This window comes from Halomonas sp. ATBC28 (assembly GCF_005937175.1).
GTDB lineage: Bacteria > Pseudomonadota > Gammaproteobacteria > Pseudomonadales > Halomonadaceae > Vreelandella > Vreelandella titanicae.
Genome location: NZ_VCQL01000003.1, coordinates 263,943 through 277,460, shown reverse-complemented (window position 1 = coordinate 277,460; position 13,518 = coordinate 263,943). Strand labels below are relative to the sequence as shown.

Sequence of the window (13,518 nt, the reverse complement as noted above, 5' to 3'; positions counted from 1 at the left end):
GTCAGAAGAGTAAAACGCGCACCGCAAACCCTGCCGCTAAGGCGCGGTTTGCGGTGCAGAACAGAAATTGGAGGCTAGGGCAGCGGGCGTCGTGGCGACTCTTTGCACCACACTGCCCACCACAATCAAACAGGGTGACGGTAAGGGAGTTGCGGCGAGTTTTTCGGGCATATCCGCCAGCGAGCCCACCAGCGACTGCTGATCACTCTGGCTGGCGTTAGCCACCAGCATGACCGGCCACTCATCCGGCAGGCCTGCTTGGCGTAGGCCGTGGCAAATTGCACTCACTTTTGAAAGCCCCATATAAAACACCAGGGTTTCATCCTTGCGCGCCAGCGATGCCCAATCCGGCGTACCGTCTTCGCGGCATAGCTGGGCAGTCACAAAGCGCAGTTGCTGCGCATGACCGCGATCGGTGAGCGGAATGCCCATGCAGGCAGCGGCGGCTGAAGCAGCGGTGATCCCCGGCACAATGGCAGCGGGGATCTCGGCAGTGGCCAGGGCATCCAGCTCTTCGCCCATCCGCGCAAACACCGCCGGGTCGCCGCCTTTCAAGCGCACCACCGATTTACCTTCCCGGGCGAGTTTTACCATCAGCTCGCCGATCTCCGTTTGGGGTACACTGTGGTGGCCGCGGGCTTTGCCAACGTAGTAGCGTTCGCTGCCGCTAGGAATCAGCGCCAGAACGTCATCGCCCACCAAGCGGTCATATACCACGGCGTCCGCCTGCATAAGTAAGCGTGCGGCCTTGAGGGTTAACAGCTCCGCATCGCCGCTGCCTGCGCCAACCAGGTAAACCTGCCCGGCGCGGCACTCGCCACGCAGTGGCAAACGTATGTCTACAGCCTGCTGAACCCACGGCGTTAGCGCGCGGTGCGATAACCGCATAAAGGCGTTAAACCACTTCTGTAGCAAGGGGTTGCTTAGTGCGGGCATTGGGCCGCTCCTCTTCAATAAGTGATTTCAATTCGGGAATACAGCTACCGCACTGGGTGCCGCAGGCGAGCCTGGCGCCCAACGCTTCTACGCTGGTGTCGCCCTCTCGGATAGCGCTGACGATGGTGGTTTGGCCCACTTGGTGGCAACTACACACCACCGGCCCGGTATCCGCAGCACCGTCGTCGCAGCCCGCCAATAGGCGCCGGCGGTGGGTATCGCTCAGCGCCGCCTCGTTAAAACGCGCTTCCAGCCACGCCAACCCTGGCAACTCTTTGGGCGGGCCAACCATCAGCCACCAGCGCAATTGACCGCTTTCCACGCAGGCGGCGCGCAGACGTCCGTTAGTAGGGTCTTGGCTGATAACCGATACGTCGCCGGGCAGCCACGTTTTCAGTTGCGCCAACCAGTCATTAACCGACTGCGTATTGGCAAGCTGCCAGCGTTGGCAGCCGCGCATGGGAATACGTGTCCAGTAGGCACTGGTGCACCAAGGTGTTGATTCCGTTGCCCCTTCGGCGATCAGTAGAGTGGCCTGCCAATCAGTAGCAAGCGGCGCCAGCGCCACGGCGCCGTGCTTCGATTCAGGCTGCCCAGAGAGCGGATCGGTAATGCTGTCGATCAACGCGCTGCTTCTGGCCTGCTGGGTGAAGCAGTCAGTCCAGTGGATGGGCACGAAGACCTCACCACGGCGTTGAGCATTGGAGACCCGCACCCGAGCGCGAAATTCGCCTTTCTCGGCGGTTAACACCGCCAGCCCTTGATCGGTTACACCAGCGGTGTGGGCATCCTCTGGGTGAACATCCATAAAAGGTTCGGCGCGGTGATTCATTAACCGCGGTGAGCGAGCGGTGCGGGTCATGGTGTGCCACTGATCACGAATCCGGCCGGTGTTCAGACGCAGTGGGTAGGCGGCACTCAGCGCCTGTTCAGGCCCTTTGGGATGGATCGCCAGCAGCTTGGCGCGACCATTGGCGGTGGCAAACTCGCCATCCTCAAACAGCCGAGCAGTGCCATGGGGTGCGGCCTTTGTGACCGGCCATTGAATGGGGGCTAAGGCGTCGTAGCCATCCCGGCCCAGGCCCACCAAACCCGATATATCAAACAACCGCTGCGGGTTGCCGGGCACCGTGCTGTTATCAACACCGTTTTCAAACCCAGAGAGCTTGGCGTGCTCGTCGAAAATCTCCCAGGGGTGCGCGTAGTTAAACGCCTCGGCAAACCCCAACCGTTTCGCCACTTCGCAGATTATCCACCAGTCGTGGCGGGCCTCACCTGGGGGCGGCAGCATGCCCCGCTGGCGAGAAATACGTCGCTCGGAGTTAGTCACGGTGCCATCTTTTTCCGACCACCCCGAGGCGGGCAGCACAATGTCGGCATAAGGCAGTAGGTCGGTATGGGCAGCGCACTCGGAAACAATCACCAGCGGACATTTTTCCAGCCCAGCACGCACCCGCGCAGCATCGGGAAGGCTAATCGCGGGATTGGTGGCCATCACCCACAGCGCTTTTATTTCGCCACGCTCAATGGCTTCAAATAGCTCTACTGCTTTATAACCGGGCCCTTCCGGCAGGGTCGGCGTCAGGCTATCGGTGGCCCAGAAGCGGCTGACTAGATCGAGGGCGCCTGGGGTGTGGTAATCCATATGCGCGGCTAGCTGGTTGGCCAGCCCGCCTACTTCGCGCCCACCCATGGCGTTGGGCTGGCCGGTAATCGAGAACGGCCCTGCCCCTGGCAAACCGATTTTGCCGCCAGCCAAGTGACAGTTAATAATCGCGTTGCACTTATCGGTACCACTGGCGGATTGATTAACGCCCTGAGAGTAGAGGGTAACCACATGCAGTTGACTAGCGAACCAGTAGTAGAAGGTTTCCAGGCGCTCGGGGTCGACATCACAGGCCACCGCTACCTCTGCCACCGAGTTCGCGGTTTGCTGGGCCACCGCCAGGGTATCGTCAAACCCTTCAGTGTGGCGCTCAAGGTAGAGGGTATCGAGCTTGCGGCGCTTCGCCATCCACGCTAGCAGGCCGTTAAACAGGTAAGCATCGCTGCCTGGCTTAATCCCCAAGTAAAGGTCGGCGATTTCGCAGCTGTCGGTGACGCGGGGGTCGATCACCACCAAACGCATCAATGGATTGCGCTCTTTGGCCACTTTGATGCGCTGGTAAAGTACCGGGTGGTTCCAAGCCAAGTTGGAACCCACCAACACGATCAGTTCCGCCTCTTCCAAATCTTCGTAGTTACACGGCACCGCATCCGCACCGAAGGCGCGCTTGTAGCCAACCACCGCTGAGGCCATGCACAGCCGCGAATTAGTATCTAAATGGGGCGTGCCTAAAAAGCCTTTAAACAGCTTATTGGCGACATAATAGTCTTCAGTCAGCAGCTGACCTGAAAGGTACGCTGCAACTGTATCATTGCCATGCTCGGCCCGCAGGGTGTTTAAGCGTTCGGCAGTAGTGCTTAGGGCAGTGTCCCAGGAGACCTCAACACCATCAACGCGAGGGTGAGTCAGCCGCCCCTGTTGTCCCAAGGTTTCATGTAGCGCAGAACCTTTGACACACAGCCGCCCGAAGTTCGCCGGATGCTCGCGGTCGCCTTCTACAGCGCTCAGCGTGCCCGCTTCAACGGTTGCCGTTACACCACAGCCAACGCCGCAATAGGGGCAGGTGGTTTTGGCTTGCTGCGTCGTTGTGGACTGCTGCCCTGCTTTTGCCCCTCGCATAACACCTCCTCGGGTCGAACCTGAACGCCGTATATACGTATATAAATGCCGGGCATAAAAAAACGCCCAGTCCCATTCTCTAATGCGCTATATAAACGCATTAAGAGAAGAGGGCTGGACGTCGTTGCCACAGCGCACCTTCATCGGTGCATTACTTTTTACAATAGTCTCTTCAAACAAATGAAGATTTACTAACAGCTACACATTTTCTAACGGCTACTTATTTTTCTAACGGCTTTGGAATTGTTCGCTGCCATCGCCAAACAATGAGCGCTTATCCCTTGTTAACTTACTTATTGCCTTGGGAACTGCAAGAGCCAAGCCGACAACCGGCCATATAAAATTTAATCATTTAAAAACAGATAGTTAAAAAATTAAAAATCATCACACAACGCTCTTTTTCGCACTGTGCACACGCTAAATGGTGCTTGAGAGTGCAGGCCACCTCTCTTTTCGCACCATCACCGTGCAGTCTATCCGAAGAGCCTGGCCACCGCTTCCCCATCACCTAAACATAAGCAGCTGAAATTATTTAAAAAAATATGCTATACGGCCAGTTGGCTAGCTCCTTGCTTGTTACAGGGTAAGGTTTTTAATCAGCTGGCAGCCAATGGCGGTTGTCGCGTATTTAAAACGACGCTATCGGGCAACGACGCCCCTGTTACGCACGCTTTTGCGATTATTTGCAAAGAGGTGCGCGACAGGGGCGTTTTTTTGTTTGGTGCTCAAGCAGCCGCAAAGACACAGAGGAGCCCCCCATGGAAACTACTTCCCGGTGCTCATCCAACGACCATCTGGTGGTCATTGGCAATGGTATGGCAAGCCACCGCCTAATTGAGGCGTTGGTAAAACAGCCCACACGCCCCCAGCACATCACGGTGATTGGCGCAGAGCCAACCCCTGCCTACAACCGTATTCTGCTTTCGCCACTGCTGGCCGGTGAGATGCAGCAGGAGGCGCTTACCCTGCGCGATACCCAGTGGTACGCCGAACAGGGCGTTACGCTGATACTGGGTGAAAAGGTCGAGACGCTTGATCGCTCACGCCAAACATTGACCGCCGATAGCGGCCGATCGCTTGATTACGATCATTTGGTCATCGCCACCGGCTCGCGCCCAGCGCTGCCCGATGTTCCTGGGATAGAGCTTGAGGGCGTACATGGCTTTCGCGACCTGCAAGATGCCGAATCACTAGAAGCCATTGCCCAGCGTGGCGGTGACGCTGTCGTGATTGGCGGCGGCCTGCTGGGTCTTGAAGCGGCTGAGGGGTTACGTAAACGCGGCAGCGACATCAACGTAAGCGTGCTCCAGCGCAGCGAGCGGCTGATGAACCGTCAGTTGGATACCACCGCCGCCCACCTGCTTAAAAACACCCTCACTCAACGCGGTCTACAGATCATCACCGGCGCGCAGTTAGCGAGGCTAGAGAGTGACGCCCTGGGCCGGGTAGCTAAGGTGCATCTTGCCGATGGCCGCCAGTTGAACGCCTCCAGTGTGATCGTTGCCGCGGGCATTACCCCTAATGCGGAACTTAGCCGCCAGGCAGATCTGCGCACGGATCGAGCTATTGTGGTGGACGAATGGCTCACCACCAGCGACCCGGCGATCTCAGCGCTGGGCGAGTGCTGCCAGTTCGATGGCACCACCTACGGCCTGGTGGAGCCGATCTGGCGTCAGGTAGAAGTGCTCGCCGCGACGCTGTGCGGCACGCATACCCAAGGCTACGCGGATGCTCCCAGCGCTACCAAACTCAAAATTAGCGGTGTAGCGCTCTACGCCTTTGGCCCCACCGAGGCCAGCGCCGAGCATGAAGTGCTGAATTACCACGACCTTGAGCGCGGCGATTACCGCCGCCTGCTCTTGCGCGACGGCCAGATTGAAGGCGCAGTGCTTTACGGCGACACCAGCCAAGGCCCCTGGTACTTCGAACAGGCGCTCGCGGGTACCGATCTCAACGCTTACCGCCAAGCCTTGTTGTTTGGTGGTGCTGATGTCGAGGTGCTCCGCGAAGCATCTAAACACAGCCCTGATTCTTCTGAACTCTCTTCAAAGTACTCTTCTTCAAAACAATCTTCTTCTACAACGTCGGAGGCGGCTTAAATGTCTACCCAACAGCAGCTTATTATTATTGGTAACGGCATGGTCGGCCACCACTTGGTCGAGCAGTTAGTCGATAACGGCGCCCTTGAGCGCTATCAGGTCACCGTGTTTGGCGAAGAGCGCCACCGCGCCTATGACCGAGTGCATCTATCTGAATACTTCAGCGGCCGCAATGCCGATTCGCTAGCGCTTTGCGAAGCGGATTACTACGCCACCAGCGGCGTGGAGCTGCGCACAAGCGAAGCCGTCATTGAGATCGACCGCAACTCACAAGAGGTGGTCACCGAACAAGGCCGTTACCCTTACGACCGCGTGGTGCTAGCCACCGGCTCCTTCCCCTTTGTGCCGCCGATTCCCGGTAATGACCGCGATGGTTGTTTGGTGTACCGCACCTTGGACGACCTAGACGCCATTCAGGCCGCCGCCGAAAACGCCACCACCGGCGTGGTCGTGGGCGGCGGTTTGCTGGGCCTTGAAGCGGCAAATGCCCTGCGCGGGTTGAACCTGGATACCGCTGTAGTGGAGTTCGCCTCACGCCTAATGCCCATGCAGGTGGATAATGAAGGCGGCGAGCTACTACGGGAAAAAATCGAAGCGCTGGGCGTACAGGTGCTTCTTGAACGGGCCACACAGCGTATTGAAGATGGCGAGGCAAGCCGCCACCGTATGGTATTCCAAGACGATAAGGTGCTGGAAACCGACCTGATTGTGTTCTCGGCAGGCATCCGCCCCCGCGACCAGTTGGCCCGTGACTGCGGCCTGGAGATTGGTGAACGCGGCGGCGTGGTGGTGGATAACCAGTGCCTCACCAGCGACCCGGCCATTCTGGCGATTGGCGAAGTGGCGCTTTGGAACCAGAGCATTTTTGGCCTGGTCGCCCCCGGTTATCAAATGGCCAAGGCGGCGTTTTCGACGCTAACCGGTGGCGATACCCAGTTTGGCGGCGCAGATATGAGCACCAAGCTCAAGCTGCTGGGCGTGGATGTGGGCTCGATTGGTGATGCCCACGGCAACCAAAACCCCAGCGCACGCATGTTCCGCTACCTAGACCCCATCAAGCAGGAGTACCGCAAGCTGGTAGTCTCCAGTGACGGTAAAAAGCTGCTAGGCGCGATGCTGGTAGGCAACAACGGCGTTTACGACACGCTGCTACAGTACTACTCCAACGGCATTGAGTTGCCCGACGAGCCCGCCTCATTGATTCTGCCCCAAAGCAGCGGCGCCGCGCCCACTCTCGGCCCTGGGGCGCTGCCGGAAACCGCCTCCATCTGTTCTTGTCATAACGTCACCAAGGGCGATATTTGCGCCACTATTGACGCTGGCGCGGAAGATCTAGGCGGTGTCAAAGCGGCCACCAAAGCCAGCACCGGCTGCGGCGGCTGCACCGCGCTGCTTAAAAGCGTGGTTGACCATGAGTTGGAAGCCCGCGGTGTCGAAGTTGATAAATCGATTTGCGAGCACTTCGCCCATACCCGCCAGGAGCTTTACGATATCGTGCGCGTTGAAGGTATTAAAACCTTCACTGACTTGATTGAAAAACACGGCAACGCCGACACCCATCGCCTGGGCTGCGATATCTGCAAACCCGCCGTGGCATCCATCCTGGCCTCCTGCTTCAATGAGCCGATCACCGACGCGGCGCATATTCCCCTGCAGGATACCAATGACACCTTTATGGCCAACATGCAGAAAAACGGCACCTACTCAGTAGTGCCGCGTGTTGCCGGTGGCGAGATTACCCCGGACAAACTAATCGTGCTGGGCGAAGTGGCCAAAAAATACAGCCTCTACTCCAAGGTCACCGGCGGCCAGCGTATCGATCTGTTTGGCGCCCGCCTGGAAGACCTGCCGGATATCTGGGGCGAGCTGATTGCCGCAGGCTTCGAGACCGGCCACGCCTACGGCAAGTCGCTGCGCACGGTAAAATCCTGCGTGGGCAGCACCTGGTGTCGCTACGGCGTACAGGACAGCGTCGGCATGGCGATCCAGCTAGAGAACCGCTACAAGGGCCTGCGCTCACCCCACAAGATCAAGTTTGGCGTTTCCGGCTGCACCCGCGAGTGCGCCGAAGCCCAGAGCAAAGACATCGGCATTATCGCTACCGAAAACGGCTGGAACCTCTACGTTTGCGGTAACGGCGGTATGCGTCCCCGTCACGCCGAACTGTTCGCCACTGACCTGGACGACGAGCAGCTCTACCGCACCATTGACCGCTTCTTGATGTTCTACGTGCGCACCGCCGACCGCTTGCAGCGCACCTCAGTATGGCGCGAAAACCTCGACGGCGGCCTGGACTATCTCAAAGAGGTGATTCTGGAAGACAGCTTAGGCATCAACGACGAGCTAGAGCGCCAGATGCAAACCGTGGTGGATACCTACCAGTGTGAATGGGCCGACGCTATCAGCGACCCGGAGAAGCTCAAGCGCTTCCGCAGCTTCGTCAACGACGACCGCCCGGACCCGTCAATCATCATGACCTCCGAGCGCGGCCAGCTGCGCCCCGCTTAAGCGACGCTGGGCCCTGACACTGACAACGACACTGATTCTGAATAAAAACGAGGCAACCCATGACCGCAACGGCACTGAAAAAAGAGATGGATATGGCGGATGTTCAAAACAGCGAAGCTTTTGAAAACCATGCTTCTGAATACAACACGGCGTGGCAAAAAGTCTGTACCAAAGATGATCTGGTAGCGTTCTCTGGCATCGCCGCCTGGCTGGAAACCGCCGACGGCCCCGCCCAGGCAGCTATTTTCTACTTGCCCGGGCTGCGAGGACAGGGCGATGAGCTTTATGCTCTCGATCATCATGACCCCTTCTCAAATGCTAACGTGATCGCCCGGGGCATCGTTGGCGACCTTAAAGGCGCGGCGGTCGTCGCCTCGCCTATCTACAAGCAGCACTTCCGCCTTGAAGACGGCCAGTGTTTAGAGGATGAGGACGTTAAGCTACGTACCTGGAAGGTTGAATTTAAAGGTGATGAGGTGTGGGTTGAGGGGTGATAACGCTGCTTAACACTGTTAAGGGCGGCCAGAACCGCTCTTAACATTATTGAAACACACCTCAATCGCAGCTTGCTTTAGAATCGACTGCATCTGGCTATCGAAAACCTGATTGCCTGATGCAGAATCTCCTTACGCTTAGGTGACGGAAGCTCTACTTTTGACGATCGTTATTTTTTTGAAGGGATTACCATACCGCACCATTTTAATATTTTCTTAAAAGAAAAACGTGAGAGTAGCGTCGTTGTTGAAGAGTGCTGAGTAGTGTCATGATGACATAGCAACGTTTCACCTTGAATAACCGCGCAAGTTTTAGGCATTGGCTGCCCACCCTGCTCTGGCGGAAGGCTGATAACTTCATCCTCAATAAACGCTAACCACCACTGCTTCAGGCGGCGCCCAGGCTCACTGGTTAAGGGAAAGGCCTGTTCAACCAACAGCAGCTGAGAGGCAGCATGATCATACTCTGCATGATCCAATAAAAGACTGTTTACCATAATAAAAAGCGTATGCCACGCTTGCAATTGGTCTTGTTCGGAGGGGCTCTGTTTCAGGTATTCGATAAATTCACTAAAGAAATTATTACTAAGCGCCATGGGGCTGCCTGCTTTTTCAAGGCGAGCATCATGTTGTCTAATATCGTTTAGGAAATCTTGTCGCCCTCCCCCTCTTTGCATAGAGCTAGGTTCATATTCATCGCTAGTCAATGGTGCAGTCATATACACATAGAGTTCTTGTATCAAACGTGCGCGATCCAACGCATCAGGCGCATCCAGAGCGACTTCTAACGCCAGGTTAACCAAGCGCTCGTTCAGTTCTTTGAAACAAGTGCAGATTGATGAACTAAGGTTTGCAGAACACTCTGAAACAAGCCACATTAAATGCTCATGGGGTACAAAACGACTGCCCGCTCGGTTATGAAATGCTACTAATGGCTGAGCAATAGACACCCAGTTACGGGCTTTATTTTCAGCGGTAGCGACATACTCAAAAAGCTCTTTTTCAGACTCACTTAGCTCATTCGACATTGTGTCCTCATAGGACAATCTTTGCTCTGAACTAACCGCTTGATAAATTTCAGTAGATATAGACTCAAGACCTTCTTCTAACTCTGCTAGCAAACCAGCAACATTTTCATGATACGTATCATATAAAAAAACGGCTAACTTATTGTTAGCAATATCAATTTTTTCATTTTTACTTATTGCCATTAAGACACTGCCCAGCACAGAAGCACCGTGCTGTTCAAAGGCGTTCACTACAGCATGAGTAATGCGCTTTGCATGCCATTCCAGGGCGTATTCAAGCTCTATCATTGACACTTCACTGAAGTGCCCGGCACGCCGCTGCTGGTTAATACTATCTAATAAGGTAGATTTATTAAGTTGCTGCCACTCGTATAATACATTGTTAACCGTATCAGGCTTTAACATACTTTCGGCTGTTAAATTGTGAACCGACAAGTTAAACCTAGCAAATGGTGGGCTCAGCGAATCCTCATCAAGCTGCCCCTCAACCGCTTGGAGGGCTTGGGTAAAACCAACACCTGGCAACCACGCCACCTCTGCTTTCAAACGCATAGCAGAGTCCACTAGAGCAGACTCGATCATGTTGGCCTCTTCAGCATTTAAGCAGGATTGCTGAACGTTATGCCGCAGCCGATGCTTTAAATCCGTATGGCTATTACTGGGCGAATAGTTTAAAAGGCAAAAAAGATTGTCATTTAATGAAAATGAGGAAATTTTCATTTCTCGAAGAGCGCTGACTTGCGCCTGCATACGGCCATTCATAGTACGTCCTAAATTAAAAGAGAGAAAACATTAACATCAGAAAATATAAAAACAACAACTAATCAACAGCAAGTCCTTAAATACAACCACTTCTTTTTAAAATGTGGCATAGGTTAAGAAACTGACTCCAAAACTCAGCCGCACTTCTAACATCCTGATCAACCCTCTACCAAATAGACAACATCACCATCATCAGGCTTTATTCAGACCAATTGTCAAATCAGTCTGGTTATCAACGAGCGCCTTCAGTAAACCAAAAACCCCCAATCCGACGGGCATATAAAGAATAAACCCAAGTCCGCCAAAGTAGAGAGACACGATTAGCCCCCCGAGGGTGTAGAGCAGCATAAAGACAACCATCGCCTTCCCGAATCGCTCTCTTTTCTTCATAACACTCGCTAGGCGATCCTTGTCTTCAGTCCCAATCAGCAACTCACCTTCACAATTTGGGCAAGTAGCCTTATTGGCTTTCAAAAGGTCGGCAATCCATGGTGAATCTTCGCAGAAACAAGAGCTGCATGAGGGACACTCGAAATCAATGTTTTCAACTAAGGCTTTCTCTTCTTTTGTGCAGGCTTCTTTTTCACTCAATGCTGTACTCTCCAATACTGGGTTATTGATACACTATCGCTAAGCGACCTGGTTGCGCACCCACTCTCGGTTCTTCAGGCTGAGAGTAGCGTTTCCTCTGCATAAACCTCGGCGAAGATAGCCGTGATCGGCCGGTTTGGCTGTTGCGCATGGCGCTGCTTGACTTCTTTTGATAGGCGCGTGAGCTCTTCGCTGGGCTTGACCCACTGTTCTTCGGGCAAGGGGTGCGACCACTCATCAAGGCTCGCAGGCAGGGTCTTCTGACCGGCTTTTTGGATGATGTTTATCTCCAATTCGGCAAGATGAAAAGGTATCGTCCATAGGTCGAGAATGTGCCACAGGTACCACATGGTGACCGCGAACAGGCCTATTTCGCCCTCGCGGTAGCGGCGATGCAACCGGCGCCGGGCATTGTGGAAGGTGTGCACGCCCTCGTAGGGCGGATCACCGGGGCGATGTAGGCCGTGGGGGTCTTGGAGTTCTTCGCGAGTATTGACCTCGTACTCCATATAAGCCCGCACCGCTTCCCAAAGCCCCAATGCCAATGGCATGCCGGGCTGTGATAATTCCAGGAAGTGCTGCTGCCCGGTTTCAGGCTCGATAAAGCTTATCCCCAAGCCATACTGACGCTGCACACCGTATTGCGTTACCCCTTGCGCCTGGGTCACCCAGGCTGCCACGTTTTCCCAGGGCACGATGATGGGCGGTTTTCCGCCACCCGGCGCAAAGGCCACCTCACGGCGCTGGCGATGAAAACGGGTGGGGACAGCCTCGCGAAACTTGAAGTGGTAGTGGGCTTTGATAAACAAGGCGAGAATCAGTATCAAGGTGCAGATCACAGAGGCCTTGGCAAAGGCTTCATTAAAAAGCCCGGCAACCCCTACATAAAATAGGGCAATATCCTTTCCAATGAACCACATTAGCCCTCCCCCCAACATTGGAATAACAAAAACAAACATTAAAAAACTAATAAAAGGGCCTCCCAGTACTACTTGCCATGTAAATGGAGTAGGGAGACTTCCACCAAAGTCCAGATAAGCGTCGTTCACTTCCCCAATAGCTTGGTTGAAATCCAGAGGTGCGTAATTCGTGGGCAAGGGAGTCGGCGACAGGTAAATAACCTTGCCACCTGGAAAGGACTCAATATCACCAGCCCGGTGGGGCTGGAGGATATCGGGCTGAGGCAAGTCCGCTGCCTTTTGGCTCATCTCTGACGTCCTTGTCGCGTTAACATGATCAGGCTTCGAGCCCCTGACGCCGGTAGGCTTCGGTGAATACCATTTCAATAGGCAAGGCAGGGTCGTGTTCGCGAATACGGCGCACCTCTTCAGAGAGTCTGGTCAGCTCCTCACTAGGCTTGGCCCACTGCTCTTCAGGCAAGGGTTTCGACCACTCCACCATATCAGCAGGCAATAAGTTAGGCCTCGTTTTGCGCAGGCGCTTGTTATCCCACTCCGTTAAGTAACCCGGCAGATTCCAGAGCTGAATAATGTCAATCGCGTACCAACAGCTCCAGTACAGCCAACCGATTTCACCGTTGGCCCGGCGCTGATTGATATGGCGGCGTGCATTACGCAAAGTGTGCACGCCTTCCCAGGCTGGGTCATTTTTGCCCCTGACCACTTGCGGGTCTTGCACTTCGGCAAGTGAATTAACCTCGTACTCCATATAAGCACGCACTGCTTCCCAGTGACTGATGGCCAGGGGTTTTGCCATGGCCATAAACTCCAGTTTGAGCCATTGACCCGTTTCCGGGTGGGCGTACCCCATGCCCATGCCGAACTGCTGCTGAACGCCGTATTGGGTTACGCCACGGGCTTCTACCACCCAGGCCATCAGCGACTCCCAGGGGACGATGACGGTTTCCTGGGTGCCCTCCAGCACAAAACACACCTCGCGGCGCTGGCGATGAAAGCGCACAGGCGGGGTATCACGCAAACGCTTAAGTCCTGTCCAGTGACCAGAGTACATGGCTAAAAAACCAATCCCCCCTCCCCCTAGACCTGTCAATAAAAAAGCGCTGTAAAAAAACAGGATGAACTCGTACGAAGAATCCAGCATTGTTAATAGAAAAAGACTTGGAACAAGCACGCCGCATAATAAAAAAAAGCCAAACGTCACGCTGATCAATAGCTGCCACCCAAAAGCATCCATATACCCCCCTCCCATATCCAGCCAGGCCTCGTTAAGACTGCTAATAGTTCCGTTCAGATCCAGCGCCTCATGCGCCGTTGGCAGAGGGCTTGGGGCCAGGTAGGTAATACGGCCACTGGGGATGGCTTGGGTTTCCCCCGCCTGATGGGGCTGACTCGAATCGGGCTGAGGCAAGTCCGGTGCCTTTTGACTCATCTCTGACGTCCTTGTCGCGTTAACAT

The 13,518-nt window shown here is 55.0% G+C and carries 9 protein-coding genes; 3 read left to right on the top strand and 6 right to left on the bottom strand.

The annotated features are described in order from the left end of the window. Positions 1-36 precede the first annotated feature (36 nt). Both cobA and E0L35_RS04800 read right to left on the bottom strand, forming a co-directional pair. The gene (gene cobA / locus E0L35_RS04805) at positions 37-936 is read right to left on the bottom strand and encodes a uroporphyrinogen-III C-methyltransferase (protein WP_027959925.1); all 900 of its coding nucleotides are present in this window, start codon (positions 934-936) and stop codon (positions 37-39) included. Continuing rightward, on the bottom strand, positions 896-3,661 hold the full coding sequence (locus tag E0L35_RS04800; protein WP_138799791.1) for a nitrate reductase: 2,766 nt from the start codon (positions 3,659-3,661) through the stop codon (positions 896-898). The genes cobA and E0L35_RS04800 overlap by 41 nt, the downstream gene beginning before the upstream one ends. A 758-nt stretch (positions 3,662-4,419) precedes the next feature. On the opposite strand from E0L35_RS04800, the gene E0L35_RS04795 reads away from it, so the two are divergent. Genes E0L35_RS04795 through nirD form a run of 3 tightly spaced genes read left to right on the top strand, consistent with a single transcriptional unit; the run spans position 4,420 to position 8,762 of the window. Next, on the top strand, positions 4,420-5,760 hold the full coding sequence (locus E0L35_RS04795) for an FAD-dependent oxidoreductase (RefSeq protein WP_138799790.1): 1,341 nt from the start codon (positions 4,420-4,422) through the stop codon (positions 5,758-5,760). Next, complete coding sequence (gene nirB, locus E0L35_RS04790; RefSeq protein ID WP_138799789.1) at positions 5,761-8,268, top strand: nitrite reductase large subunit NirB; 2,508 nt, start codon at positions 5,761-5,763, stop codon at positions 8,266-8,268. Between the two features lie 59 nt (positions 8,269-8,327). Then, a complete protein-coding gene (gene nirD / locus E0L35_RS04785; RefSeq protein ID WP_138799788.1) occupies positions 8,328-8,762 on the top strand; it encodes a nitrite reductase small subunit NirD in 435 nt (144 codons plus the stop codon). A gap of 170 nt (positions 8,763-8,932) precedes the next feature. On the opposite strand, the gene E0L35_RS04780 is transcribed toward nirD, so the two are convergent. From E0L35_RS04780 to E0L35_RS26575, 4 genes are all read right to left on the bottom strand, one after another. Then, complete coding sequence (locus tag E0L35_RS04780; RefSeq protein WP_138799787.1) at positions 8,933-10,552, bottom strand: hypothetical protein; 1,620 nt, start codon at positions 10,550-10,552, stop codon at positions 8,933-8,935. A 192-nt stretch (positions 10,553-10,744) separates the two neighbouring features. Beyond that, positions 10,745-11,143 (bottom strand): hypothetical protein, encoded by a 399-nt coding sequence (locus tag E0L35_RS04775; RefSeq protein WP_027959931.1) that lies wholly within the window; start codon positions 11,141-11,143, stop codon positions 10,745-10,747. A 74-nt stretch (positions 11,144-11,217) separates the two neighbouring features. Next, positions 11,218-12,351 (bottom strand): hypothetical protein, encoded by a 1,134-nt coding sequence (locus E0L35_RS26580; RefSeq protein WP_249362091.1) that lies wholly within the window; start codon positions 12,349-12,351, stop codon positions 11,218-11,220. Positions 12,352-12,379: 28 nt separating this feature from the next. Next, positions 12,380-13,492, bottom strand: a complete 1,113-nt coding sequence (locus tag E0L35_RS26575) for a hypothetical protein (protein ID WP_249362090.1) — start codon at positions 13,490-13,492, stop codon at positions 12,380-12,382. Between the last annotated feature and the right edge of the window lie 26 nt (positions 13,493-13,518).

What these genes read in the sequence shown, in the direction of transcription:
- cobA (WP_027959925.1), bottom strand. Translation starts at nt 936, where the DNA reads ATGCCCGCACTAAGCAACCCCTTGCTACAGAAGTGGTTTAACGCCTTT.
- E0L35_RS04800 (WP_138799791.1), bottom strand. Translation starts at nt 3,661, where the DNA reads ATGCGAGGGGCAAAAGCAGGGCAGCAGTCCACAACGACGCAGCAAGCC.
- E0L35_RS04795 (WP_138799790.1), top strand. Translation starts at nt 4,420, where the DNA reads ATGGAAACTACTTCCCGGTGCTCATCCAACGACCATCTGGTGGTCATT.
- nirB (WP_138799789.1), top strand. Translation starts at nt 5,761, where the DNA reads ATGTCTACCCAACAGCAGCTTATTATTATTGGTAACGGCATGGTCGGC.
- nirD (WP_138799788.1), top strand. Translation starts at nt 8,328, where the DNA reads ATGACCGCAACGGCACTGAAAAAAGAGATGGATATGGCGGATGTTCAA.
- E0L35_RS04780 (WP_138799787.1), bottom strand. Translation starts at nt 10,552, where the DNA reads ATGAATGGCCGTATGCAGGCGCAAGTCAGCGCTCTTCGAGAAATGAAA.
- E0L35_RS26580 (WP_249362091.1), bottom strand. Translation starts at nt 12,351, where the DNA reads ATGAGCCAAAAGGCAGCGGACTTGCCTCAGCCCGATATCCTCCAGCCC.
- E0L35_RS26575 (WP_249362090.1), bottom strand. Translation starts at nt 13,492, where the DNA reads ATGAGTCAAAAGGCACCGGACTTGCCTCAGCCCGATTCGAGTCAGCCC.